Source organism: uncultured Microscilla sp., assembly GCF_947493425.1.
Classification (GTDB): Bacteria; Bacteroidota; Bacteroidia; order Cytophagales; family Microscillaceae; genus Microscilla.
In genome coordinates this window covers 1-25993 of record NZ_CANLRP010000121.1, presented here as the reverse complement: position 1 = coordinate 25993, position 25993 = coordinate 1, and the positions used below count along the sequence as shown (strand labels likewise).

The following is a 25993-nucleotide window of genomic DNA, read 5'->3' as shown; positions in this document are numbered from 1 at the left end:
GAGAGAGTTATCTTTGCTTGTAGCTTATAGCTAATTGCACCGATATTCATCGGTATCTAAGGACTTGCTGCTACTTAAGACAAAATTAGTTTTACACAACAAATTTACGCAAGGTGTTGATTATTAGTGACTTGATGTCGCTTGAAACTAATAGCTTGCAACTACTTATGAAACACCTATTTCAGAGTTATCCAAAAATCCCCGAAAGTTTTGATGCATTTCAGTTGAGCGAAGCTGACTATCGTTTGTTTAAAAAAACAGATTGGGTAGTGACTGAAAAAATACATGGCGCCAACTTTTGTGTATTGAGCAATGGCGAAGAAACTCAATTTGCCAAACGCAAAGCAGTGCTCGATGAAGAAGAGAATTTTTTTGGTTATCACTCTCTCCGTAACCACTTGACGGCACAGGTGGCACAAGTTTTTGTAGAACTCAAGAAGCAACACGCCGATACTGTAGCGGTAGCCGTATATGGGGAGTTGTTTGGTGGGGAGTATCCTCATCCAGATGTTATGGCTGTAGCAGGTGTACAAGCCATTCAAACAGGCGTATATTATTGCCCTGAAGTACGTTTTTGGGTGTTCGACCTGGTGCGCATTACTGATACTTCCTCTTATTTTGTAGATTTTGATACAATGAGACAAACCTGTGATACAGTGGGGTTGTCTTATGTGCCTGCGTTATTGGTGGGCACTTTTAGCGAAGTTCAAAATTATGCTATAGAGTTTGAGAGTACCATTGCAGGGCTATTGGGTTTGCCTGCTTTGCCTACACCCAACCTTGCCGAAGGTGTGGTAATAAAACCTGTTACCTCGTTGTTGATGGATACTGCCAAGGGCTGGATGCGCCCAGTGATTAAAAAGAAAATAGAAAAGTTTGGCGAAGATATTCGTTACCAACAAGCCAAAAAATGGGCAGGAAAAGCGGGAGAAAGTACTGTATTAGTGGAGCTAATGCAGGCTGTACACCAATTGGTAAATAAAAACCGCCTACAAAATGTATATTCTAAAATAGGAATAGTGAACCTGGCAGATGCTGCACAAAAAGAGCAGGTAAAGACAGATATGGAGGCAGATGTATGGGAGGCATTTTGGGAACAATACAGTAACAGGTATTTTCAGCTCACTCCTAAAGAGCAAGCCCAGGTAAACGCTGAGGTTACCCAGGCTATTGAGCAGTTGTTTTAGCAGGCTGTATTATGCCCTGAGCACGTTAAGAGTTTGGTGTTCAGGTACAAATTGATTGTTTCGTCTTACTTGTTTAAATAAGTGTTCTTTGAGTTTGTCAAACTGTTCAATGGCAAAAGGGACAATCAATGCACTACGTTCTTGCTTGTTTTTACCTTTAGTTTTGAGCACGAGCCCAAAGTCTTCGGTACCTATAGTAGTGATCTCAGAAAATCTGACCGCTTCTATTGCTCCCTGGTCATATACCCCCGAAATATACTCTTCATCTACCTCTAGTACAGCGTGCATCAACTTTTGCAGTTTTGTGTGTTTTTGGTAGCTTTTTGCGCCATATATCAGTATCCCCAATGAACCCATAAAAACGACAGAGGACAAACACACCAATAAAAGTATAGCAGACTTATCTAACATAAAAGGCAAGGTGAGCAACATGCCACTTATGCCCAACACCAAAGGGGTGGAGCTAGGTTTTTTATGTTTAATTATTTGGTCAAGTTGGGGCTTCAGATGGGGAGCAATCACCAGGGTAGAGGCAAAAGAACGGCTACGTTTGATCACCCTGGCTTGTTGTATAAAGGCGTGTTGTCGGGCAATACTTGCCTGTTGTTTGAGCAGCTCATAGTGTTGCCAAAACTGTCTTTCTGAATTGCCTGTATATGTTTGCCATAGTTCTAGGTTTTGTTGGTCTAAATCGTTCATAATGTCAAGTTGATTTGGTTAATATTGCACGTGTAACTTGGTCTTTAAACCGTTGGTGTTATTGGGATATTTAGAATAGTCGTTGTTTTATAAAGTACAAATTTTCATTGGTAAAAACCAATAGATGGCTAAAAAAATAATGGAGGTTCAAGGAGACACCTGCAATGGTTTGTAGTATTATGTGACAGGGTATTTTTATAAAGCCACTTTTTCGCTTCATAAGGTGTATTCACATCAGGATAAGGATTTAGCGGGCGAAGATGCTAAGGCTGAAAGGGGCTGCTTTGGCGTACAATGTTCATTTTTTGTAAGCAAGCTTTATAGTATTTAGGTCAGTGTTTTTTTATTGAAAAGAATAATTATAACACATGTAATGATTTTTATTTATTTTAATAAATAAATTATGGGAAAATAAAGTGCTGTAAAAATAAACTTTTGTGATATAAAGTAGGTATTTATACTTAAGAACGGAGAAGTCTTACACATAAATGCCAAATATAATTTACATATTTCGTGATTATATTACATATTTACCGATAAAATATTAACATCTACCGAACAACCAGGCCAAGTATCTTTACTTAGCCGTAAGTAAGTATATACTATTAGCAAATAGTGCTAACAACTTATACATTCTACTTAAATTATGCAAAACCTAATTATCTATCCCCAAAAAGATACTCCATTTGTATCTTTTAATGCAACAAATCATACCCTCGAAATATCTGGTGAATCATACCATGAACACCACGAAGAGTTTTATAGGAAAGTATTGGATTGGCTACAACAATATGTTGAAGAAGTACAAGATGATGTTACATTCATTTTTCGCATGACTTACTTTAACACCCGCACTCGTTTTGCATTTCTTGAAATACTTCAAATATTAGAACGACTTCATGCCAACAAAGGATTACTGAAGCAAGTCATCTGGTACTATGATGATGATGAACTAGAAGAGAGTGGAGAATTTTATCAAGATCAGTTTATTCAATTACCATTCATTTTATTAGAATACCCAAGAGGGGTACATTCTTTTGGGCTAAACACCAATGGTTAAGTATCACTATCTTGCTCGATCTACTGTCTCATATACAGAAACGTTTTGTACTTCTAAAACTTCAATCGAAACCTATTCATGCCTTTCAAGTACTTGATTATCATCAAATGGCTAATATTTGCCTTTTTTGATGAAAAACTGATGCTACTTTAAATAATTTGATATTAAAATGTTTTTCAAGTTTTAATCAGTAAAAGTTATGATATCTATTTCAACAAGTGACTCTTTAAACATTGTATCGGCGTACGAAAAAGTAAAACTACTCAATACAGAGCTTAGGGAAGAAAATGCCAAGCTAAAGGATCAAAATAATTTTTTGCAAAATCAGCATTACCAATTGGCGCATGACTTAAAAGGTCCTTTACGCAATCAACAAGTATTACTCTCGATGTGCAACCTTGACGATACAGATGAAGTGGTGCAGCACCTCAAAAGATCCATTAGCCAAATGGAAGTATTGGTTAGGTATAACCTTACCGTTAACAAAAGCAATGAAGGCAATAGTCTAACTATTGCGGTTGAACTAGAAAAGGTCATGGCAGATATTTTGGTGCTGTTAAAGGGTATTATCTCCTATTACAATGTGAGCATACAAGCTGATTTTACAAAAGCTCCTTCTATATTTTATCAACCCCTCGAACTTCAGAGTATATTATATAATCTGATACATAATGCCATCAAATACCGCCACCCAAATCGTTACCCACAAATCAATGTTTCCAGTAATTTTGAAGGAAAATATGTCTGCCTAAAGGTACAAGACAATGGACAAGGAATGCATTTGAATAGCGACAGCCCTTCTATGCTTGACAAATGCACCCAACTGGATACAAACCAGGAAGGTCATGGGTTGGGGTTGTACCTTGTCAAAGAGTTTCTGGAGCTAAGAGGGGGGAGAATAGAAATGGAAACAGCCCCTGAAGTTGGCAGTACATTCTGCATATTTTTGCAGCCCCAAACTTAATTTTAAGCCGATTTATATTCACAAACTTATGGAGTCTTTATCTTTCAATATTAGTGACCTATCGACCCAACGTCATTTGGGGCATTTGTTTGAGAAGCTTCAGACGATGGCCAAAATTGGTGTATGGGAAGTAAACCTCAATCCGTTGGAAGTGTTCTGGTCAGAAGAGGTATACCGTATTCATCAGGTACCCCTGGGTACTCCTATCTTGCTCGAAGAAGGTCTCAATTTTTACCATCCTAAATCACGCCCAATTATTGAAAAAGCAGTAGAGTTAGCCATTCATGAAAAAGAGTCTTATGACCTTGAGCTTCAATTAATTACTGCCAAAAATGTAGTGAAATGGGTAAGGGCTATTGGAATACCTGTTATAGAAAACGGGAAGGTTATAGCTTTGCAAGGGCTTTTTCAGGATATTGACAAACAACGAACCACCGAAGAAGCGCTAAGGCATATTCAAGACAAGTTTGAACTTGCTATTGAGGCGGGTGAGGTGGGTATTTGGGAATGGAATCTAGGTGAAAGTAATTTGCAATGGAATCAGCACATGCACCAAATATTTGACTGGCCAGAAGATGTTTTTCAAAATAGCTTGAGTGATTTTACTGACCGTTTGCACACTGACGACCAAGACAGGGTAGCAGATGCGCTTCAAGTAGCTTTAGAAAATAAAACTAAATATGATATAAGTTATAGAGCAGTAGACCAGCAGGGAAATATAAAAAATATAATGGCCAAGGGTACTGCTATATATGATACAGAAGACAACCCAGTCAATATGATTGGAACCTGCATAGACATTACTAAGCAACTGGCGCTTGAACAAGAAAAACACAATGTCAAAACCCAACTAGAGATCTTTATTAAGCATACGCCTGTAGCAATTGCTATGTTTGACCAAGATCTATGTTACCTTCAGGCGAGCCATCGCTGGTACAAAGACTATCAACTTGTAAATACCACTATCATTGGAAAAAAGCACTATGACATATTCCCCGAAATTTTGCAAATGCCCGAATGGTTGGCAATTCATCAGCGTTGCTTGAATGGTGAAGTGATAAAAATGGAAGAAGATCCTTTTTTAAGGAATAATGGCCAAACCCAGTGGTTACGTTATGAAATACACCCTTGGTATACAGAAAACGGTCAAGTGGGAGGCATTATCATGTTTACCGAGGACATTACATTCAGAAAACAAATAGAAATTCAACTTCAACAAAGTGAAGCAAAGTTTAAGGCTGCTTTTAATGAAGCGGCTATTGGGATGGCATTGGTAGACTTGCAAGGTAGGTTCATCAAAGTAAATCACAGTCTATGTCGAATGTTGGGGTATTCGAGAAAAGAGTTATTAAGCCTTGATTTTGCTACTATTACCCATGTAAATGACCTCTCTGAAGGACTTACCCAGTTTCAGGAAGTTAAAAATGGAATACGGAGTAAATGTGAGTTTGATAAGCGCTATTACCATAAAGATGGCAGCATTATTTGGACTCACTTGGTGTCATCTCTGGTAAATGATGGTTCAACTTCATTTTTTATTGCACAGATACAGGATATTACCCAAAGAAAACATAAGGAACAAGAGTTGATAGAGCTCAATAAGTTTTTAGACGAAAAAGTTGTGCAGCGTACCCAAGAGTTACTTTCGGTAAATGAAGAGCTGGAATCTTTTAATTATTCGGTGTCGCACGATTTGCGTACACCTTTGCGAAGTATTTTAGGTTTTGCCCAGGCTTTGGAAGAAGATTATGATGAGACACTAGATGATATAGGCAAGGATTTTCTTCACCGTATTACGAAGGCAAGCAAACGTATGAGTGAGTTGATTGACAGCCTGTTGTACTTATCCCGAATAGGTAGACGAGGGGTTATTCGGGAAGAAGTGAATTTGTCAGAATTGGTAAAAAATATTGCGCTGGATCTTCAAGAAGCTTTTCCTCAACAAAGCTATTGTTATAAGATAGCTCCTAATGTAAAGACAAAGGCTGACTTAGGTTTGCTTAAAATTGTCTTGGAAAACTTACTCGACAACGCCATGAAGTATAGCTCGAAAACACATCACCCAGTGATAGAGTTTGGCGAAATAGCAAACAAGGTTTATTATGTAGCAGACCAAGGTGTAGGGTTTGACATGAGCCATGCAAATAAGTTGTTTGGGGCTTTTCAGAGATTGCATTCTACCCAAGAGTTTGAAGGAATGGGCGTAGGGCTGGCTACTGTAAAGAGAATCATTATGAAGCATAGAGGAAAGATATGGGCAGAAAGCAGCCCTAACAATGGAGCAACATTTTATTTTACATTGGATACACAAGCATAAAAAAAGATTGGTAATGGTAACAAGAGAAATATTACTTATTGAAGATAACGAAGACGATGTATTATTAACCAAAAGGGCACTAAAAAAGCAGAACATTACCAATAAGTTGATAGTAGCTAAAAATGGCAGAGAAGGCTTGGATTATTTACTGGGTAAAAACGGAGAACTAAAGTTTTTGCCAGCACTTATTTTACTTGATTTAAACTTGCCAATCATGGGAGGGATCGATGTCTTGGCGGCATTGCAACAATATGGAAAACCTGTGCACTGCCCTATCATTGTACTTACTACATCCGACAATGAAAAAGATATTGCTTTAAGTTATCAACTGGGGGCACATAGTTATGTTCAAAAGCCGATGGATTTAACTCAGTTTATCAAATTGATTGAATATTTAGGTACTTATTGGTTGGCATTAAACAAACCATATCCTGCGGCAGTAGCAGGAGTTCCTGATATATAAACTAACTTATAAGCGTACAAAAATGAAACATAATCCTTTAAATATACTAGTGATAGAAGACGTAGAAGATGATTACGTCTTGTTGCAAAGAAACCTAAAAAAGCATGGTTTATGGAAGTATGGTACTTGTGTCGAAAACGTTGAAGAGTTAAAACAGGAACTGTACACAAAAAACTGGGATATTGTAATCAGTGACAACTCATTACCCCAGCTGAACGCTTTAGATGCCTTAAAAATAACCAAACAGATCAATGCTGATATGCCTTTTATTATTGTGTCAGGCACTATCAAAATAGAAGAGGCTATTTTGGCAATGAAAGAAGGAGCTGCCGATTATTTGATGAAAGATAACCTGGCAAGGCTTATTCCAGTAGTACAGCGAGAAGTAAAAGAAGCCAGAAACAGGCAACAACATAAAAATCTGGAAAGCGATTTCATGACTTTTATCTACCGTTGTTATCACGACCTCAGAGGACCCATTGCGTCTTTGTTAGGCTTGGTTCAAATAGCTTATGCAGATCAAACAACCTTACAACAGTTTGATTACTTAGACCATTTGGCACGCAATGTTAGAAAAATGGATGCCACACTTACTCAACTTTTGCAAATATTTGCTATTAGGGAGATTGTGCCCCAGCCAGAAATAGTGTCGCTTGCAGAAGTATTTGATCAGTGCAAGAAAAAACTTCAAAAAAATTATCAGGTAGGTGAGGTAGAGTGGAACTTAAACCTTGAGCAAGAGGATGTTATTTATACAGACAAGTTTTTGTTAAATACGGTGGTTGAACATATCGTGACCAACGCAATACATTATAGGTCTCCTGCCCGTGCTTTAGTGATTGAGTTGATTTATGACAAAAATGCAACACATATAGAGTTGGTACTTAAAGATAATGGCGTGGGTATACCTGTATCTGTTTTACCCAAGGTTTTTCAAATGTTTTATCGAGGAAATGAGCAATCTACAGGCAATGGGCTGGGCTTGTATATAGTGAAAACTGCAGTGGAGAAATTAGGCGGACAAGTGGCTATATCGAGTATTGTAGGTGTAGGTACCGAGATTTATATTAGTTTTCCTTGCGTTGTTGACAACAGCATCAATACTAAAAAACTGGCTTCCTTTGGTTACTCATAGACTTTAATAAATAAAGGTTTTGGTTTTTACCTAAGAAGTTAATGACCTACAATGGCAAAACCACTCCAGTCTTTTGGGTGCAAGTGCTTTTGTTGGGCTATAATCTCCTGTTTGGCCTGTTGCAAAGCCTGGGCAAACTCCATTTTTTGTTGAACAATTGCTTTGTAAAACCTAATCATCAGGTTTTTGGTCTGTCGATCATTGACTCGCCACAGCGAAAACACAATGTTGCGAGCGCCTGCATATAAAAAACTTCGAGTAAGCGACATCATCCCTTCGCCTTTGTATGACTTGCCTAAGCCCGATTCGCAACTGCTTAGTACTACCAAATCGGCACAAAGACTTAAGTTATAAATGTCCCCTATCAACAAATAATTATCTTCTTCTTTACCGTTTTTCCTGGTCTTGGAAAAGTAAATGCGGGCAAGCTTTTCATTGGTACGATCATATATACTGTGGCTGGCAATGTGGACTATACGTGCTCTAGAGCTCTTTGCCAGAAAAGATTTTTTGCTGGCTTCTTCCGAAAGATATGCTTGGGCAAACATTTTCTCTTGCTTAAACATATTCAGTACTGTATTTACCTCAATTTTGCTGGCAGGCAAAGCATTGCCCATAAAACGTGTGGTGAGCACCTGCCCCGTTCCTTCGCTAAAAGGGGCAAAAGCAACAAAATCCAATGACTTTACAGCACACGCTTTGGGGCGATTGATCCATATAGACGCTGAATAATGGCAGTTTATTTCATAGTCTTTAATCAAGTACTGCAATTGTGAATAAGCTAATAAATCAGGTTGCCTTGGCAATTGAGTGATCAGGGCACCCAAGGGTAGTTTAGCAAGACGCCAGTCCGGAATAACTGTCAGCCTGGTCTTTTGGCTGAGGTAAGGTTGCAAAGGAGCCATCAATGCTTGATAAGCCTGGTAGCTTGCCTGAGAGAATTCCCCGATAGGGTAACCACCCTGTAGCTTTCTGTAATATGCTTTAATGATAGGTAAAAGCTTTTTTGTGGGTGCTATTGCTATCAGGCGAGCGTTTTGTTGGGTAATTACAAATACATAAGACCGGGTAGGCCCAGTAATGTATTGTAACAAAGCCTCGTGAGGTTGTATGACTTGTTGTACATCTTTGGCACTTGCTACTGTTCGTTTATACTTTAAATGGTAATATTTCGGGTAATTTTTTTCAAGACGCCGGACAAACTGCTCATACTTACGCTTGGCTTCAAAAGAGGCATTCAAATAGGTTTGTTGCTGTTTACCTGTACTTTTTAAAAGCTTACTATTATAAAAATGTACTTTTTGCCTGAGCGCCTGTTCCTGATTTAATAAATCGAGCGGAATGTCTGCAAACCTACGGGCGTCAACCTCGGCCAGCGATGCCGATAACACACTGGCTTTGTTTCTTTCGGCAAAGTAAAAAGCTTCGTTTTGGTATAATTGCCTGCGTGCAGGGGCAAGTTTTGCCATTTGATACAAAATATCTATTGCCTGTGTGCAAAACAGAGTCAGCTGCTTGTTAAAAATAATTTTATCTTTTTTGTTATACAGTGTTCGAATATAAGTATCAAGCAGTGCCACATTGTTTTTAATAAAAGCCAATGTACTGATAAGCCCTACCTGCTTTTCTTGAGCCAAGGCTTGCCCATGCATAAGGGTAGACAACTTGCCTAGTGCCTCAAATAAAAAGCGATGATGGGTAAAGTGTGCAAGTTTGAGTTGATCAAGAGGCACTTGGCGTTGTTTGCTATTGATATAAAGAGATTTATGGTAGTATTTGAGCGCTTGCTTAGGTTGCTTAAGTGCAGTGTATACATTGCCCAAAAAAATATAAGACTGTGCCACCAAAGGGTTTTTGAGCCCTTGGTTTTTTTGTCTGATATGAAGTGCGGCATTAAAGTATTTTAGACTCAACCGATACTCTTTTTTGTCTAAGTATATGTGTGCCAGGTTATTATAAAACCCTGCTACAGTATGAAATCCCTTTCCCATCACTCTTTCCCTTATTTCAATTGCCTTGAGCAAATACTTTTGAGCTGTCTCATATTCTCCCTTTAGGTAGTAGTTGATACCAATGTTATTGTAAGGAGCAGCCAAATCTGCGTGTTCATTATCACCAAAGGCCTTTATTTTCAACTTTAGTGACTTTTGATAATAACCAATGGCTGTATCAAAATCTCCTTGTTCGCCATAAGTCATGCCTATACTATTATAGGTTTGGGCAATCATAGGTTGCAAGGCCTTTTTATTAGCTGTATTCAAGTGTTGCTGAAGCAACGCCAACGCTTTTTGGTGGTACTCAAAGGCAGTGCCATACGCCATTTTTTTTAGGTATAGGTGACCCAAGGCATTGTATACTTGTGCAGTTTCAGAAAAATATTTGTCGGTATGTTGTAGGTAAACTTTTAATACTTGCTCAAACGTTTTGGTGGCCTTACTATAGTGAAAAGTTTTGCTGAAAATTTGAGCAATCAGCTTTTGAGTAGCGGCTTTACAGATGATGAAGTCGGGCAAACTGTAGCGTTTTTGATGACACAACTCCAGGTTTTTTTTTGCCAATGCCAATGCCTGGTTAAAAGCAGCGTTTTGTGTATAACATTGCACAATACGATTATTGCACTGCCATACTTTTTGCCATTGGTTTTGTGTCTGATAAATTTTTACGGCTTGTTGATAGGCTGTCAGACTTTGGGCGTATTGCTTTGATTGGTAGAGTTGGTTTGCCCGGATATGGTGCGTTATAAGTTCCATTGGTTGCTCTTGGGAGCCATCCTGTACACAACTCAGGAGCAGCCAAGAGAAAAAGCAAATGATGCTGTATTTTATAAAGCGATCGCTGATGATTTTTTGGGTAGAAATTTTTTTAAAATTATTTAGTAATGGTTGAAAAATAAGGTATCCATTTGGAGATAGAGATTTACCACTGAGGCGAGGCATTTTTTGCATTCGTAGAGCTTGAACCCCGAACTTGATTCGGGGCAGCGTTACGAGCAATAAAAACTTACAGTCCCGGCGGAACTGCTGGGGTAACAAAGTATTAGTAATAAAGGTCATTTCCTAAATCGAAAGCTTACAGTCCTCCGAGAACAAGCTCGGAGTTGTGAACCGAACTTGATTCGGGGATTATTTTTTGTCCATTACTTAATCTCAGGTTTTGCAAGCTTGCAAACTCACTTAAGATAAGGGTTTATTTGGTAAATTACTGAAAAACAGTGCAAAGTTATTTTTTAACCTTTAAAATCATATAAAAATTATGTCAAACAGTTTAATTAATTCATTACAAAATATAGATGAAGTAAAACCCTTGGGGCAAGAACCCAACGATATAGCTTGTTTTGAGGAGCTGCGTGAAGTACTAAAAAAACACCAAAAACTCGATCGTTTTGGTTTGTGCCTGTTGCATAAACATTTTGATGTGAGCGAAGATGAGATTTTGGTAGAAAGCTGTGATGTTAAGAGCAGAACATTGACGATTCAACCCGAAAAAACTGCTACAGAGGCTCGTTCAAATGAAACTTTACTAGAAACCAATTGGCGTTTTTCTGAAGGCGATAAAGAAGGTATAGAGGCTTTTTCGGCAATCTTGATTTGTCGTGAGCAGCGACATTCATAAACTTTTCTTAGTACCCCCGCACATCAACTATCCCAACCAGACAGGACATCCTATAGGCATCAATTCATTTGGTCTTTCATTCGGCTTTTTATTTTCAATCCACCTGAGAAAGATTCATCAGGCAAAAGAATCTTTCGTGTAAACGATGACCTTCAATGAATAAAACACTTGTGAAAAAATATACCGAAGTAGTGTTAATTGAAAAAAAACAGCGAAAAAGAATAAAACTGGTAACGCCCCCCAAAAAAATTAAACAATGTGTCCTGAAGACTTCTCTCAAATATTTTGAAATAGAATGTAAGTTGCAAGATGAATGGACACCCCTAAAGGCTCAAGAGGTACTTAAGGCAGAAGCGTTTTCTCTTGAGCCTGAACTATGGATAGTACCCAAATCGGATAAAAAGCATGCCACCATTTTGTTTGAGTACCAACTGCACAACGACCCCACTATATACCAAACAGTTTTTCAAGTATATCAATTTCGGCTTGAGCTAAAACTCGACAATCAATGCTTTGACTCTCCTTATGCCAAAGACCATTCTATAGGGAAGTATCACTGGATTTGGGGCAAAACGAACGGTGAAGACGCTGAAATGACTCAAAGCAACCAGCAATGGGGGGGCATTATTTTGGCTGATCTTGATCAAGATAAGGATGACTTTGACTTTTCGGAAAACCCACAAGGAGGTGCCACCGAACTGGTACAATTGCAAGTAGTGTTACCCTTTGCAACTTTGCCTCCAGGTGTTGACTTACAGCTGTACCTTGAAACCAGCTTTTCAGATGCTCATTATTTTGGTTTGTATGCCTTGCACAACAAAGATTATCAATTGATATTGGGGTCAGACAAAGAAAAGCCTCCTAATTTGTTAGCTGCTCAAAGTCAAAATAAAGTGTACAAAACTTCGGCAAAGATTGCACTAGAGTCACAAGGTTTTTACTTGCGAGCCAATCATTTGCCCAATAGTTTTTTTGATGGCATCATTACCATTAAGTTAAAGCTCAAAGGAAGCAAAGTAAAAGAAGCCCCAATAAGAGTGATTGCTGAAGATCACCTCATTGTTCGGGTAGCTCCCTGGCTGATGATGCCCAATACCCAGGAAGTCAAAAAAGTACACATTATACGCGTGGACTCTGAAACCGCAGACGAAGCCGCCAATAGCGATCAGTTTATAAAAAAGCTAAGAGGTATATTGGGCGATAAATTGGTGGTGTCTGACTCCAGTAACTTTGGTGGCGACCGCTGGATTCAGGATGAGTTTGTGATAGGATATTGCCAGGGGGTAAAACAAGTGATGCCTGTAGTGTGTGATGGTCCGCGTGACCGAGGGTTAAACAAATACCCTCAGTTACATTTGCTAAAAGCAGATTTTGGGCAAGTATCTATTGCAGGGAATAAAAAAAGCACCCTCGATTCGTTTGGCAACCTAGAGGTAAGCCCTCCTGTTGAGGGGTACCCTTTTGGCAGAATTATTATGGGAGCCAGCCCCAAGCAAGGGTTCAAACACTCGCCCCGACAAATAGCCCATCAGCTTAAGGGTTTTTTGCATGCCCAAAAGGTACAAAGTCCCATTGAGGTTTTCAGCGATTGGCTGGCGGTAGGACACGTAGACGAAATTATCAATTTTGTTCCTGCACACAACCCGTCTTCAGACAAAAAATTTAAAATGTTGATTGCCTCTTCTAAAAAAGCCATTGACGTACTTTCTTATGTGTATTTCTCAGATACTCACCGAGTGTTTTACTTGCCCTTTGAGCAAGAAAAACAAGACTCACGTGACATACTCAAAAAATGGCTGTACGACTACTGGGAAATCAACCACCGTGTTCAGTTTTTTTTAGATTGGAACCGACAGTTGTTAAAAAAAGAATTAGGGCTCACCGAAGACGACATCATTGATGTACCTGTATTGTTTAAAGAAAGAAAGAGCGATCGTAGAGCATTGCCTTTATTGCCTAATATGGTCAACCAGCTTGTGATCACTGAGGCTGAAGCTTCTTTTAGCATTGTTCCTAAATCTTATGGTCCAGTCAAAACTTCGGCAGGTGGGCTTACCCTTGACCTTGATCCTAATAACATTCAGTACTTGTTCGAAGATCAGTTAAAAACAGAATTGGAAGCCGTTGGACATCAAGTATACTTTGTAGACGATACCGACTTGTATTTTAAAAGGGGAGGAGGCATTCATTGTGCCACCAATGTAGAACGGGCTTATTTTGCCAATAAAAAATGGTGGAAATATAAGCCGCCCAATGCCCACGATATATAAAATACTATTGGGCAATCACTAAAAAAGCCATCCTGAGTATTCAGGATGGCTTTTATCATCTATTTATATAAGGGTTTAGAGTTTTTCTATTTTTGTATGGCTTTGAGCACTGCCAGGGGCTGAATAAACTTACCGGTTTTTTCAGTTTGTTTAGTATCTATTCCAGTGTTTCTTAGGATTTGATATGCCTCCTTGGTTTTTATTTGAGGGTTGATAGACCTCATCAAACCTAGTAAACCAGCCACATAAGGCGTAGCCATTGAAGTGCCACTATAAGAGGCGTACTTATTGCCAGGTACAGTAGATAAAATATCTACACCAGGAGCCGCAATTCCCATTTTAAGGTCACTTACCCAGTTAGAGAAGCTTGCCATATCCATATTTTGAGCAATCGCCGATACAGTAATTACACCTTCTACATTTGCTGGTGTTACTTTAGTAGCATTCTGCGATTCGTTACCAGCTGCCACTACTACAATGGCACCTGCACGATTGGCATATTGCACTGCCTGCTTGTAAGCTCTTTGTTTGTTGTCACGCGAGGGACCACCCAAAGACATTGAAATTACATCAGCACCATTGTCGGCAGCTTCTATAATTCCGTTTACAATCATTTTATCAGTTCCCCAACCTTGGTCAGTCAATACCTTTACACTGGTTACAGTTACAAAGTCATTGTTAGGGGTCAAAGAAGCAATGCCTATTTTGTTGTTAGACACCGAAGCAGCAATCCCTGCACAGTGTGTACCGTGGCTTTGTTTGTCATAGTCATACTTAGAACTTACCGACTTGTATTTGCCTTTAAGGTCTTCGTGTTCAGCATCGACTCCAGTATCCAGAATAAAAATCTTTACCTTTTTCTTAGGCTTAATTTTGTTTTCTTTCATGTATTTGTACAAGTCTGCCACTTGCATCTTATCAAACCCCCACAGTTTATCTATGTCAGGATCATTCACCAGATAGTCTCCTTTGCTTGAGGTAGTACTTGTTTGTTTTAGTTCTAGGGGGCTTAGACTGTATACTTCATTATATTCTATAGCATCTACTGCACCTGTGGCATTTAATTTATTGACAATTGTTTCAAGGTTTGCCAATTGATCATTGGGCACATCTACTGCGTAAAAATCATCTAGTTCAGTACCTTCGCCATTTTTTAGGTTCGGAAAAGCTTTCTCAATCTTAAGGTTATAGGCTTTTAGCGCTTTTTTTATTTTGTCTAATAAAGCATCACTTTTGATGTCAAACAATAACTCTGCGTTACTGTCTAGCTTAGTATTTTGCTTGTTTTTGTTGGCAGGAGTGCTTGTTGTAAATTTATTTTTTACATACAGTACTCCTTCTTGTACTAAGCCCGAGTAAATGAGGTAGCCTCCTAAGCCTACCCCCATTGCCGTAAGGAAGAAGGCACGGGTGTGTTTAAGGTTGTTGGCAATCAGAAATACTAAAATGGCTGCCCCAGCTTCGGGTGCAAGCATTCCTAATAACTTTTGGTAGAGAGAGAAGTCGCTGAAATACATACTAACGGCGTACATGATAGATGAACTCCAGAAGGTAAGGTTGGGTACAGCGCGGCTTTTTTTACTATAAACGCTGTAAAACCACCATACAATAGACAGCAAGAAGGCTATATAAAATATGGGATGCAATGATGCTAACATAGGTTTTTAAAGTTAAGTTGAGAAATCTTTAGTTTTATCTCTTATGGTTTAATGGTTAATATACGCAATTTCAGCAAGTGAAGTTAGTCTTATAGCGATTTTAACACTATCAACAGGGTTAACTCTTCCCATGTTTTTTCTTAAAATAAGCATACGCCTCATTAATTTTACGAGAGAGGTCTTCAGCATATTTGCGTTTACTATCGTCTTGAAAACGGTCAGGATGATACTTTTTCATCGCCTTTTTATAAGCCTTCTTGATCTCCTCAAAAGAAGCTCCTGGCTTAAGTTCGAGAGTTTGGTAATACTTAGACTCATCTATGCCGCTAAATGCCGAAGCACGGGCTCCGCCACTACCTCCGCTACCTCCATTTTTTTGCTGATTATAAAAATTTTGCCCTTGTTGTCGGTATTTTTGATATTCAGAGTAAGCTTTGTCGTATTTTTTCTCAGCTTTACTAAACCAATCGTCATACTTTCGCGAATATGCTTCAAATTTATCGAAAGGATCGTTTGACTTAGGTTCATATTTATATTTATAAGGCTCGTATTCCTCTTTGTCGGGGTTGGCGTAATAGTCCTGGTAAACCGATCTGAATTTAACCCTTTGTTCTTCGTCTAGTTCAAGCTCATCCATAAATTCATCCAAATCAATATTGGGTTTTTTATCAACATCAAAAGCTCCCAACATTTTTTGCAAAGCAATATCAGTTTTGTCAGCAATGGCTTTAAATAATTCGAGCAAAATTTGTGTGATCATATTCTTCTCTTAGGTTTGTTTGGTTAATATAACGGTTAAACTCGCCTTGTGTCACCAAAAAGGTTTTTTAGCGAACAAAAGCTGTCACTTACTCACATAGACATTGTAAGATAGCGTCATTGTATGCTCTTTAACGATATGACAACCACCAAGTTGTTGTTTTTCAAGCTAGCTTACTATAGCAAGATACACAAAAATCGTGAAATAAGGAAAGTAAAGAATAAATGCGTCAAAATGGCAATCCTCCTACCATCACTACTGAAATATGCCCCAAAAATCTTATCAACTTAAAATGAAAAAGTCACCTTTGACAGTAGTGATAGAAAAATTTTTGAGGTGAGCTTTGTCTCGAATGCTTTGTGTTACTGGTTTCAAAGACAATTGGGAGAGGAGTGTTGGGTTCAGTGAATCGTTGGCAAAAGATAAAATCAGTCATTTTGCCATATTCTGAAAATTGATGAGACATTGATTTGAAGCCACCAATAAAAAAAAGGCTTTGGAATACCCGAAGCCTCTTTGTTAAAATCTTAAAAAATTATGAAGTATTCTTTAAGTATATATTACACATTGCAATTATACGCAATATTTATGTAAATGCAAATATGTTGCAAAAGAATTTTTGTTGCATTTACTTATGTGATGCATTAGTAGTTTTTTTAAGCTTATTGTTAATATTTCTGCACCCTAATAAACCAGTAGTCACCTATTCGGTTGGCAAGGTCTGCTCCTGGGTACACTACTCTACCTTTACGTTGGCGGTTGCGTCGCGACGGCCAAGGATCTCTCACCACAATTTCTTCAATAGCAGGTCCTTGTTGAGTATCTAATATACCCACTGCCGTAATTACTACGGCGTGCCCTCCGTTTTCGCCTTCGTAGCCAATAATGACCGGATATTTTGCCCGCATTTCTTTGAGCAACATATCGGGATGAGGGGCGTTGCGTCCCCAGGTAGCTTGTACCCTGTAGCGTTGCCCACGGTTATCCACCCCCCATTTGTTGAGGTTAGCAGTAATGAGTTCTGGGCTGGCAGTCAGGTTAGGCAATTGACCATTGCGTTTTACTCCAAACGAACGTTTAACGATTTGTTCTTGTGTAACATACACTCCATAATACTTGAGTACCATCTGTATAGAAGCAGCCCAACACCATTGAGTATTGTTTTGGACAGAGGCAGTATAATTCATTTTTTTAGATGAAACTCCCTCATAATATAATTCTTGCGCATTTGCTGTAATGTGTATGAAAATGAAAAATGATAAACAGTAGTATATTTTTTGTACCATATTTTATTGTTATTTGAACGAAAGAGCAAATATAGTTTTTTGTAAAAACAGTTATACAACGCATAAGTTGCAAAAGAGATTGTTACCACCAGCTGCCTTAGCGTATAAAGAAAACTTGACCAGCCCACAAAAAATATCTAAACATTCCCTTTGCTTGCAAGGGGCTTCCCTAATAAATACTAAATTATAAAATAAACTGATGAATAGTTATTACACGTTTTTTGTCTCCATGTCAATCATATTATCCATGTTTGCTTGTGGAGGTAAGTCTGTAAAAAACGAGCAGCAAAATGTTGCCAAAGACAGCGTCAAAAAAGATACATTGCCTGCCAAAACTCCTGATACCACCCAAAAAGAAACAGTGGTCGATTCGTCGGTGGAGGTTGTTGGTATGGCAAAAGTAGCCAAAATGATTGTAAACGAATGGAAGGTAAAAGCAGTGCTTGCGCCAGGTAAACAAACCAACGCAATGGATGACCAGCAAAAAGCCCGCATGGAAAAATCATCTATTGTGTTCAAAGCTGATGGTAGCCAGAGTATGAATGTACAGCTCAAAAAAGAAACCATCAGCGAAGAAGGTCGCTGGAAACTTGCCGAAGAGGGTAGACAAGTAATTATGGTGTCGCCCAGTGGCAAAGAACGTATCTTTAAGATAGAAGAAATTACCCAGGATAAACTTAAGTTAAGGGCGGTAATAGATATGTCGGGCATTGTACTCGAAGCCAAAGATGCTACCCCCAGTGGACCGGTAAAAAAAGATTGAGGGAGTTGAAAAACTTAAAACTTCTTAAAAAGCGCGTTTTTGACGGGTAAAATTTTATCTTCGAAACGTGCTTTTTAGTATATTAGGAATGGTGTAAAAATAAATTTCTATAGTAACGCTAAAATATTTTGTTGCTAGACGCGGCAAAAAATTGGCTAATAGCAGCGCTATTCGGCTATTTTTTAACAAAGTATAGCCTCAAAAGATGAGGTTAAGAATGTAAATTTATTTTGGTACCATTCCTTAGAGGCTATAATTATTCAATAGTTTACAGCGAATACAAGTATTGTCTGCCTTGTTTGTTAGTGGTTTTCAGTTTGTTAAGTTGTATTTGTGTAGTCGTTTTATTTCAAAAAGTGTTGTGTATAGCCTGTATTCGATAAAAGTGCAACACTGCATGGAGAACCAGAAGATGGAAGTTTTTGATTATTTTGTTAACCTCAATAAACCCCAAAGCAATCAGCGTTTTGCAAATGCCATTGGCAAAGAAAACGTATTGTTTTTGGTAAATTCTACCCAGGATGAGTTTGCCCTACACCCAGGTCATTTTTCGTTTAAGAGTACTTTTCAGGGGCGCGAACATTTTGAGTTTGACAACCATAGAGTAGCAGTAAGCCCCCAGCACTACCTTTTGCTCAACGAAGGGCAGGAATATGCCAGTTATATCAATTCGGACGAAAACGTAGAGACATTCACGATTTTTTTTTCTCCCGAATTTGTCACCAATACCCTCAAGTCGAGACTTAGGCCAGATGATGCTTTGCTCAACGACGGTCATCAGAAAGAGACGCCTTTATTCATCAATTTTTTTGAAAAACTCTACCACATCACCCCTTATATTTATCAATTGATTCAACATATTAGGCTTTGCCTAAAGGAGGGCAATGCCCACAGCATGGCATTGGAAGAGTACTTGTATATGTTGTTGCACGAGTTACTCAAAGAACATCGCATGGTAAAAAGTACCATCGAACAATTGTCGGCAGTGCGTTATTCTACCCGGCTTGAAACTTACCGCAGAGTAAGCCGTGCCAAAGACTATTTGTTGTCTTGCTACGACGAACCCCTAAGCATAGATAAACTTGCTTCGGTGGCATGTTTGGCGCCTTTTCATTTTTTAAGAACCTTCAAGCAAATATTTAACATTACCCCCCACCAAATGCTTACCAAGGTGCGCTTGCAGCATGCCCAAAGTTTATTGGTGCATACCAACTATCCCGTAAGCCAAATAAGCCTCAAAGTAGGTTATGATAATCTCAGTTCTTTTAGCCGCTTGTTTACTACCCAGTTTGGCATGTCGCCGCGTAAATTTCGAAAGCAAAAAGCTACTTCGTTGTCAGCATAAACTTCTGCTTGCCTCCAAACGACTGCTTACTCAAGCTTCTTATGCTTTGTGCCTAGAGGTTTTTTGGGTATGGGTAATTAGCAATTTTTGTAAAACTTGGGTAGCAAGACAAAAGGTATATTTGAGCATTATAATAATACCATCAATAGTCTAAGCAGTGGCGTTTTTTAATTACGTTTTTATAAATTGTTAATAATCAGCGTGATATGAGAAATGTGCTACTCCCGGAGCAGGGCATAGCACCGATCTTCATCGGTATCTAAGGACTTGTGGCTTGTTGCTTGAAGTTTGCGCTTATTTGAGACTATTGACACATATAACCTTTTAAATGATGAAAAAATATATTTTAAACCTTTCGTTGGTGGCACTAGCGGTGTTCACCTCCTTTGCATGTCAGGCGCAAGCCCAAAAATTAAGCAAATTGCAAAAACAAAAAGTAGTGACCAGCATTGGTAAGTTAATGAAAGATTACTACGTTTTTCCGAAAGTGGCAGACCAGATGGCGGCTTATCTGGAAAAACAACAAAAAAATGAAGCGTATGCCAAAGCCAATGATCCACGTGATTTTGGAAGTTTGCTTACCCGCGATTTGCTGAAAATAAGCAAAGACAAACACATAAGGGTGAGGTTTAACCCAAAACGTGCTAAACAGATGAATAGTAGCAAAGGGAAGCGTAAACCTAGCCCTGAGGCAATCAAGGCAGCCGAAGCCAGAAACCGAAGTCAAAATTATGGTTTTAAGAAGGTAGAAATATTGCCAGGCAATGTAGGCTATATTAATTTAACCGGTTTTTTTCGCAAAGATAAAGCCGAAGCTACTGTGGCAAGCGCGATGGGTTTTTTGGCAAATACTGAGGGAATCATCATTGATTTGCGCCAAAATGGGGGAGGAAGCCCCGCCATGGTTCAGTTGATTTGCAGTTACTTTTTTGGCGAAAAGCCAGTACATCTCAATAGCCTCTACTGGCGAAAAAAGAATCGTACTCAAGAGTTTTGGACATTGAAAGAGCTTAAAGGGCAACGCATGCCTGACAAACCTTTGTATATATTGACTAGCAGCAACACATTTTCGGCGGCCGAAGAATTTAGCTATAATATGCAAAACCTTCAACGAGCTACTATAGTAGGCGAAACCACTGGAGGAGGGGCCAATCCAGGGGGAGGTTTTTCTGTAGAAAACCTGTTTATAATGTTTGTACCCACTGGACGTGCCATTAATCCTATTACCAAAACCAACTGGGAAGGTGTAGGCGTAGTGCCGCATATCAAAACTTCAGCAAGCCAGGCGTTAGACAAAGCCCACCTTGAGCTTATGAAAGCTGTGAAGGCCAAAAATCCCAAAGCTACCAATTTAGATTGGGCTATTCAAGGCTTAGAAGCCAAAACCCATCCAGTAAAACTAGACAAAGCCACCTTAAAAGCTTACGCTGGAGCTTATACCAACCGCCGCATTATTTTTAAAGCAGGAAACTTGTACTACCAACGCCCTTCTATTTCAAAGAAAATGCGTAAACTTACCCCACTTACCCAAACCCTGTTTGCGGTAGAGGGAATTGATTACTTCAGAATAGCGTTTAAAAAAGATGCAAAGGGCAATGCTATAGCCGTGCAAGGGGTGTATGAGCAGGGCAATCGCGACTTGTCTAAAAAAGGCAGCATTGTAAGCAAGTGATAATATCAGCAAATAAGTGGGGATAAAATTGATGTGTTTTTGAGCATTATTGCTATTGTATTGAATAATAGGATGAAGTTGAATTAAAAAACGCGTGTTTTTGTTTATTATATTGGCGTTAAGCTGTATATTTGCTCATATAATAAACAATTCAACATATTCTTAATAGAAAATTTTAACACAGATGGACATGAATGATATGCCTCGTGAAATGGTGTGGAAGGTAGAGTCTAAACCAAAAAAAACAAGTCGGCCTAATATATTGAAGCAAGAAATGAATGAACTGAAAAAAGAGTTTAATAAACTCAGTCAGTTTATGGTGCAAAATATGGTAAAGCTAGAGAGTGAATTGGCAGTATTGAAACAAGAAAACGAATTGTTGAAAGGCAAAGTAAAAAAGTTTGAAAGTACTCCATTGCCCAACGGTTTTTTTCCTTATGCCCAGTTGCCCGCTTTAGAAAATGTTTTTTTGGCATAAACTTTATTTTTAAAAATGCTATATCAACCCTTTGATAATAAGTGAGTTATCAAAGGGTTTTTTATTTGTAAAGCTCTTTTAAAATACCTAATGAAGTGATTAGACTTAGTTAACTTTGTTACTTAGGACTGGATTATAACCCCATCTTTGCCAAGGAAATGAAAAGAATAAAAAAATGCTGCCTAATTGCTCTTTTACTAAGTTTGGCTAATTAAATCGATAATTACTCGTAAGATAACAGCAAATAAAATTTTACTTGTATGTGTTGATCTAATTCGGAGGAGCATTGATCTTTTTAGCGCCAGTGATTGTATTGGGTTTGCCCTGGTTGGGTATTTCTACCCTAAATGTGGTGCCTTGTTGGACAGTAGATTCTACCGAAATGTGTCCATTGAGTTTTTGTACGGCATTTTTTACAATATATAGCCCCAGTCCCGAACCTTGTGAGCTTTCTGACCCCCGATAAAACATATCAAATATTTTGGGCAATTCTTGTGTTGGAATCCCCTCCCCATTGTCTTGAATTACAAGAACTGCTTTAAAATCATCTACAGTTACATCTACCGAAATGAGCGGTTGTTCTAAGTGGCGGGTAAACCGAAGGGAATTTGTCAATAATTCTCCCAAAATAATGTTGATGCGACTCAAATCGGCGTAGAATGCCGACTTTTGTTGAACCTTTAAGTCTACCTTAATCCGATCTGTATTTTTAAAATCCGTCAGGTTGTCCAAAAATGTTTGTAGCTTAGCCTGCCAGTGAATCGCCGTAAAAGTACCGTCTACCCGTTTGTTTTTGGTAAGCGCCAAAGCATTTTGTACTACTTCATCCAGGCTTTGGGTACTTTGCACAATCAAGTCTACACAGTGCATAATATGCTCTCGGTCTTGCTCTTGCTTGATCAAATGGGCAAGACCCAAAATAGAACGCAAAGGTGCCCTGAACTCGTGCGAGGCATGGTATACAAAATTATCTAACTCGTGATTTGCTTGCTTGAGCTCCATACTCCGTGCTTTTTGTGAGGTAATGTCCTGAATCACCCCTTCAAACTGTTGCTGTGGAGTGAGCCTGCCTGATATAGAAAGCCATAAACTGTGTTGATTTTGGAGGGTTACCTGTACCTCTTCTTGCCTAATAAACCCTTGTTGTAGTAACAGCGTCTTTATCCGGGATAAATCTTCCTGTACATAATTAACTACCTCATTGTCTAGCTTTGTGCGTGGGCTTAGTTGCATTATTTCCCAAAAACGCGGATTAGCCTCAAGCATCTCACCTGAGTTAAAGTCAGCTCTTACAATACCAATGACCGAGTTTTGGAACAACCCCTGGTATTTTTTGCGGCTTTTTTGTTCTTGTTGTTGCCGCCACTCTATTTGCTCCAGCATGTGATTAAACTGATCATATAATTTAGTGATCTCGTCGTTTCCCCTTTTTTGTCTTTGGGCACGCAAAGTATAATCTCCTTTTTCTGAAATTTGATCAATGATCTTAATAAGTTCTTCTACCGGATTAGACACCACCCCCTGCAGCGACCTCGCCAATAGGTAACATACCACCAAAAGTAATACTAACACACCACCAAGAATAAACATCTCCTGGTTTACCTTGCGTTGCAAATACTGGGTGCTCACTTTGAGATATACCAGCCCCAGGTAGTCACGGTTGTTGTACAACACAGGTTGGTGTACGTGCAGAAAACCATCTTTGAATTGAGCACTGGGGATGAGTTGTTTGTGAAAAGCTGAAAAAGAGTGAGGATCGGTAGATTTTCGGCGATAAGTAGCGTAAATCTTCCCTCTACGATTGTAAATACAGGCTTGAGTAACTTCTGGAAAATCTTTAAACTTGGTCAGAATATGACGTAAACCTTTGCGGTCGTCAATAGCAAGTGGGGTAGTGCAAAAAGAGGCCGTTAATGAGGCATTGGCAATTACCTTGTCTTTGAGGTTGCCCTCAAACAAACTGATAGATTGCCAAAGAAATAGCCCAAAACCCACCCCCAAGGCAAATAAGGTTACAATCAGGCTAATAGATACTACTTTACGGCGTAAAGATAAGTGATTAAAAAAATTCATTGATGGTGCTAGGGAATTATCAAAAAAAGTAAACAACCTGTAATAAATGAAGCTTGCCAATAACCCAAAACTATCGATTAGTTAAAACGGGGTTTGGTGGCATAGGTTATTTTTGTTGTATAACCAAAGTGTTTGGAAATACACTTGTTAAATTATGTAATAGTAATTGAAGAATTTAAGCAATAAACGATTAAATACCTGATTGTTGAGCATTCCTAGACAATAACTTTCTGGAATAAACAAAACAGGCAGTGTATCAATAGAAGATAATCTCGTATCTCACTGATTTTTTTACTGACATTTTGTCATTTTATCCCCAAAGTTTTTACTTTTGTATGCTAAAATACAGAAAATAAATGCGAAAGATAATAAAAGACATAGCAATACTCAAACCAGATGATAAGGAAGCCAACGAGCAGGTTAAAATTAGTGAAGAAAGCAACACAGGCAAAACCCGCAAGTTGTATATTGAGAGTTATGGTTGTCAGATGAACTTCTCAGACAGCGAGATTGTAGCCTCTATTATGTCTGAACATGGGTTTGACACCACTTCGGAAGTAGACAATGCTGACGTGGTGTTGCTCAATACGTGTGCGATCAGAGACAACGCCGAACAAAGAGTACGTAACAGGTTGCGAAACCTGAATCATATAAAAAACAAAAAGCCAGGAATGGTAGTAGGTGTGTTGGGCTGTATGGCAGAGCGCCTAAAGAAACGTTTGCTCGAAGAAGAACAGATGGTAGATATTGTTGCCGGCCCTGATTCATACCGTGACTTGCCCCAGTTGGTGTTGCAGGCAGACGAGGGGCAAGAGGCAGTCAATGTGTTTTTATCAAGAGACGAAACCTATGCCGATATCGCCCCGGTACGCCTCAACTCAAACGGTGTAACTGCCTTTATATCTATTATGCGTGGTTGTGACAATATGTGTTCGTTTTGTGTGGTACCATTTACCCGTGGACGCGAACGCAGTCGTGACCCTTATTCTATAGTTAAAGAAGCCCAAGACCTGTTCGATAAGGGCTACCGGGAGGTAACTTTACTGGGGCAAAATGTAGACTCTTATTTGTGGAGCTCAAACCCTGACGTGATTTCATTGTTGGGCGAAAAAAAGGCGGTAAAAAAAGGGGCAGACCTTACCGGAGTAGACATTGTAGATTTTGCTGGTTTGTTGGAGAAAGTGGCATTGGTAAGCCCTGACTTACGCATCCGTTTCTCTACTTCTCACCCCAAAGACATTACCGAAGATGTGTTGCATACAATGGCTAAGTACGAAAATATATGCAAATATATTCACCTGCCTGTACAAAGTGGGAATAGTCGGGTACTTGACGCCATGAACCGAGGCTATACCCGTGAGCGTTACCTGGAAATTGTAGCTTCTATCCGTCGTATTTTGGGCGAAGAATGTGGTATCTCAAGCGATATGATTGCAGGTTTTTGTACCGAAACCGACGAAGAACACCAAGATACGCTTACTTTAATGAAAGAAGTAAAGTATGATTTTTCTTACATGTTTTACTACTCAGAGCGCCCTAACACGCCCGCAGCCAAAAAAATGGACGATGATGTGCCATTGGAAGCCAAGAAAAAACGTTTGCAGGAAATTATTGCCCTACAACAAAAACTCTCGCTTGAGCGAAATCAACAAGATGTAGGCAAGGTACACAAAGTATTGGTAGAGGGTTTCTCTAAGCGTTCAGATGACTACCTCAAAGGACGAAATACCGCCAATAAGATGGTGATCTTTCCTAAGAAACATTATAAAAAAGGCGATTATGTAAATGTAATGGTGAAAGAATGCTCAGCCGCAACCCTTATTGGCGACCCGGTATAGCGAGCATATAAAAAGGCAACAAGCAATCAATAACGTAGGTTGCTTGTTGTTGGTTTTGATTGGTAACACTGGTTTTCCTTCTACAATGTATGATGAATAAGTCATTGATTTTTAACCCTATATAACCTACAGGTGTTTGAGTAAACATTTGTAGTGCAGTCAGTAGATTTTTAATAAAATAGCATTTTATACCTGCCAGGTTTTTCGAAACCTGGCAGGCATAGGCAAGTAGGCTTTTAAAATACTTGATGCAAATATTAAATTTCAATTGTCTATGCTAGTAATGTTTACTCAAACACCCATAGGGGGTAGAACCTCGATCAATCGGCTTGTTTTTTTATTGGTCTCAGTAATGGGTTTAAAACCCTGCACTTTCAGTGCAGAACTTTAGTATTGCGAAAAAATCTATTAGC

General features: G+C 38.9%; 19 protein-coding genes. 13 read left to right on the top strand and 6 right to left on the bottom strand.

Annotated features, from left to right (window positions below; all coding sequences use genetic code 11):
* Positions 1 to 167: 167 nt before the first annotated feature.
* Positions 168 to 1187 carry an RNA ligase family protein gene (locus Q0954_RS24035; RefSeq protein WP_299461261.1) on the top strand — a complete coding sequence of 340 codons (1020 nt, stop codon included), beginning with the start codon at positions 168 to 170 and terminating at the stop codon, positions 1185 to 1187.
* Between the two features lie 9 nt (positions 1188 to 1196).
* Here the strand turns inward: Q0954_RS24035 and Q0954_RS24030 are convergent, their stop codons facing one another.
* Complete coding sequence (locus tag Q0954_RS24030; RefSeq protein WP_299461260.1) at positions 1197 to 1886, bottom strand: hypothetical protein; 690 nt, start codon at positions 1884 to 1886, stop codon at positions 1197 to 1199.
* Positions 1887 to 2532: 646 nt separating this feature from the next.
* Here Q0954_RS24030 and Q0954_RS24025 point away from each other — a divergent pair.
* From Q0954_RS24025 to Q0954_RS24005, 5 genes are all read left to right on the top strand, one after another.
* A complete protein-coding gene (locus Q0954_RS24025; protein WP_299461259.1) occupies positions 2533 to 2946 on the top strand; it encodes a DUF1987 domain-containing protein in 414 nt (137 codons plus the stop codon).
* Positions 2947 to 3145: 199 nt separating this feature from the next.
* Entirely contained in the window at positions 3146 to 3910 is a 765-nt protein-coding gene (locus tag Q0954_RS24020) for an ATP-binding protein (RefSeq protein ID WP_299461258.1), read from the top strand.
* A gap of 28 nt (positions 3911 to 3938) precedes the next feature.
* Entirely contained in the window at positions 3939 to 6227 is a 2289-nt protein-coding gene (locus Q0954_RS24015) for a PAS domain S-box protein (RefSeq protein ID WP_299461257.1), read from the top strand.
* Positions 6187 to 6690 carry a response regulator gene (locus Q0954_RS24010; protein WP_299461255.1) on the top strand — a complete coding sequence of 168 codons (504 nt, stop codon included), beginning with the start codon at positions 6187 to 6189 and terminating at the stop codon, positions 6688 to 6690. Before Q0954_RS24015 ends, Q0954_RS24010 begins: the two co-directional genes overlap by 41 nt.
* A gap of 22 nt (positions 6691 to 6712) precedes the next feature.
* Positions 6713 to 7825 carry a hybrid sensor histidine kinase/response regulator gene (locus Q0954_RS24005; RefSeq protein ID WP_299461253.1) on the top strand — a complete coding sequence of 371 codons (1113 nt, stop codon included), beginning with the start codon at positions 6713 to 6715 and terminating at the stop codon, positions 7823 to 7825.
* Positions 7826 to 7863: 38 nt separating this feature from the next.
* Here the strand turns inward: Q0954_RS24005 and Q0954_RS24000 are convergent, their stop codons facing one another.
* Positions 7864 to 10575, bottom strand: coding sequence for a CHAT domain-containing protein (locus tag Q0954_RS24000; protein WP_299461251.1), 2712 nt, complete (start codon positions 10573 to 10575; stop codon positions 7864 to 7866).
* Positions 10576 to 11077: 502 nt separating this feature from the next.
* On the opposite strand from Q0954_RS24000, the gene Q0954_RS23995 reads away from it, so the two are divergent.
* On the top strand, positions 11078 to 11437 hold the full coding sequence (locus Q0954_RS23995) for a hypothetical protein (protein WP_299461249.1): 360 nt from the start codon (positions 11078 to 11080) through the stop codon (positions 11435 to 11437).
* Between the two features lie 155 nt (positions 11438 to 11592).
* Positions 11593 to 13707, top strand: coding sequence for a protein-arginine deiminase family protein (locus Q0954_RS23990; protein ID WP_299461247.1), 2115 nt, complete (start codon positions 11593 to 11595; stop codon positions 13705 to 13707).
* An 86-nt stretch (positions 13708 to 13793) separates the two neighbouring features.
* Here the strand turns inward: Q0954_RS23990 and Q0954_RS23985 are convergent, their stop codons facing one another.
* The 3 genes from Q0954_RS23985 to Q0954_RS23975 all read right to left on the bottom strand — a co-directional run bounded on the left by Q0954_RS23985 (position 13794) and on the right by Q0954_RS23975 (position 17312).
* On the bottom strand, positions 13794 to 15365 hold the full coding sequence (locus Q0954_RS23985; protein WP_299461245.1) for a S8 family serine peptidase: 1572 nt from the start codon (positions 15363 to 15365) through the stop codon (positions 13794 to 13796).
* 118 nt (positions 15366 to 15483) lie between these two features.
* Positions 15484 to 16125: a DnaJ domain-containing protein gene (locus tag Q0954_RS23980; protein WP_299461243.1), complete on the bottom strand. Its 642-nt coding sequence runs from the start codon at positions 16123 to 16125 to the stop codon at positions 15484 to 15486.
* A 668-nt stretch (positions 16126 to 16793) separates the two neighbouring features.
* Positions 16794 to 17312 (bottom strand): papain-like cysteine protease family protein, encoded by a 519-nt coding sequence (locus Q0954_RS23975; protein WP_299461241.1) that lies wholly within the window; start codon positions 17310 to 17312, stop codon positions 16794 to 16796.
* Positions 17313 to 17640: 328 nt separating this feature from the next.
* Here Q0954_RS23975 and Q0954_RS23970 point away from each other — a divergent pair, with 328 nt between their 5' ends.
* From Q0954_RS23970 to Q0954_RS23955, 4 genes are all read left to right on the top strand, one after another.
* A complete protein-coding gene (locus Q0954_RS23970) occupies positions 17641 to 18174 on the top strand; it encodes a hypothetical protein (protein WP_299461240.1) in 534 nt (177 codons plus the stop codon).
* Positions 18175 to 18571: 397 nt separating this feature from the next.
* Entirely contained in the window at positions 18572 to 19519 is a 948-nt protein-coding gene (locus Q0954_RS23965) for a helix-turn-helix domain-containing protein (RefSeq protein WP_299461238.1), read from the top strand.
* A 328-nt stretch (positions 19520 to 19847) separates the two neighbouring features.
* Positions 19848 to 21191 (top strand): S41 family peptidase, encoded by a 1344-nt coding sequence (locus Q0954_RS23960; RefSeq protein ID WP_299461236.1) that lies wholly within the window; start codon positions 19848 to 19850, stop codon positions 21189 to 21191.
* Between the two features lie 184 nt (positions 21192 to 21375).
* Positions 21376 to 21669, top strand: coding sequence for a hypothetical protein (locus Q0954_RS23955; protein WP_299461234.1), 294 nt, complete (start codon positions 21376 to 21378; stop codon positions 21667 to 21669).
* Between the two features lie 270 nt (positions 21670 to 21939).
* Here the strand turns inward: Q0954_RS23955 and Q0954_RS23950 are convergent, their stop codons facing one another.
* Entirely contained in the window at positions 21940 to 23742 is a 1803-nt protein-coding gene (locus tag Q0954_RS23950) for an ATP-binding protein (protein ID WP_299461232.1), read from the bottom strand.
* A gap of 356 nt (positions 23743 to 24098) precedes the next feature.
* On the opposite strand from Q0954_RS23950, the gene miaB reads away from it, so the two are divergent.
* A complete protein-coding gene (gene miaB / locus Q0954_RS23945) occupies positions 24099 to 25580 on the top strand; it encodes a tRNA (N6-isopentenyl adenosine(37)-C2)-methylthiotransferase MiaB (RefSeq protein ID WP_299461230.1) in 1482 nt (493 codons plus the stop codon).
* Positions 25581 to 25993: the final 413 nt, after the last annotated feature.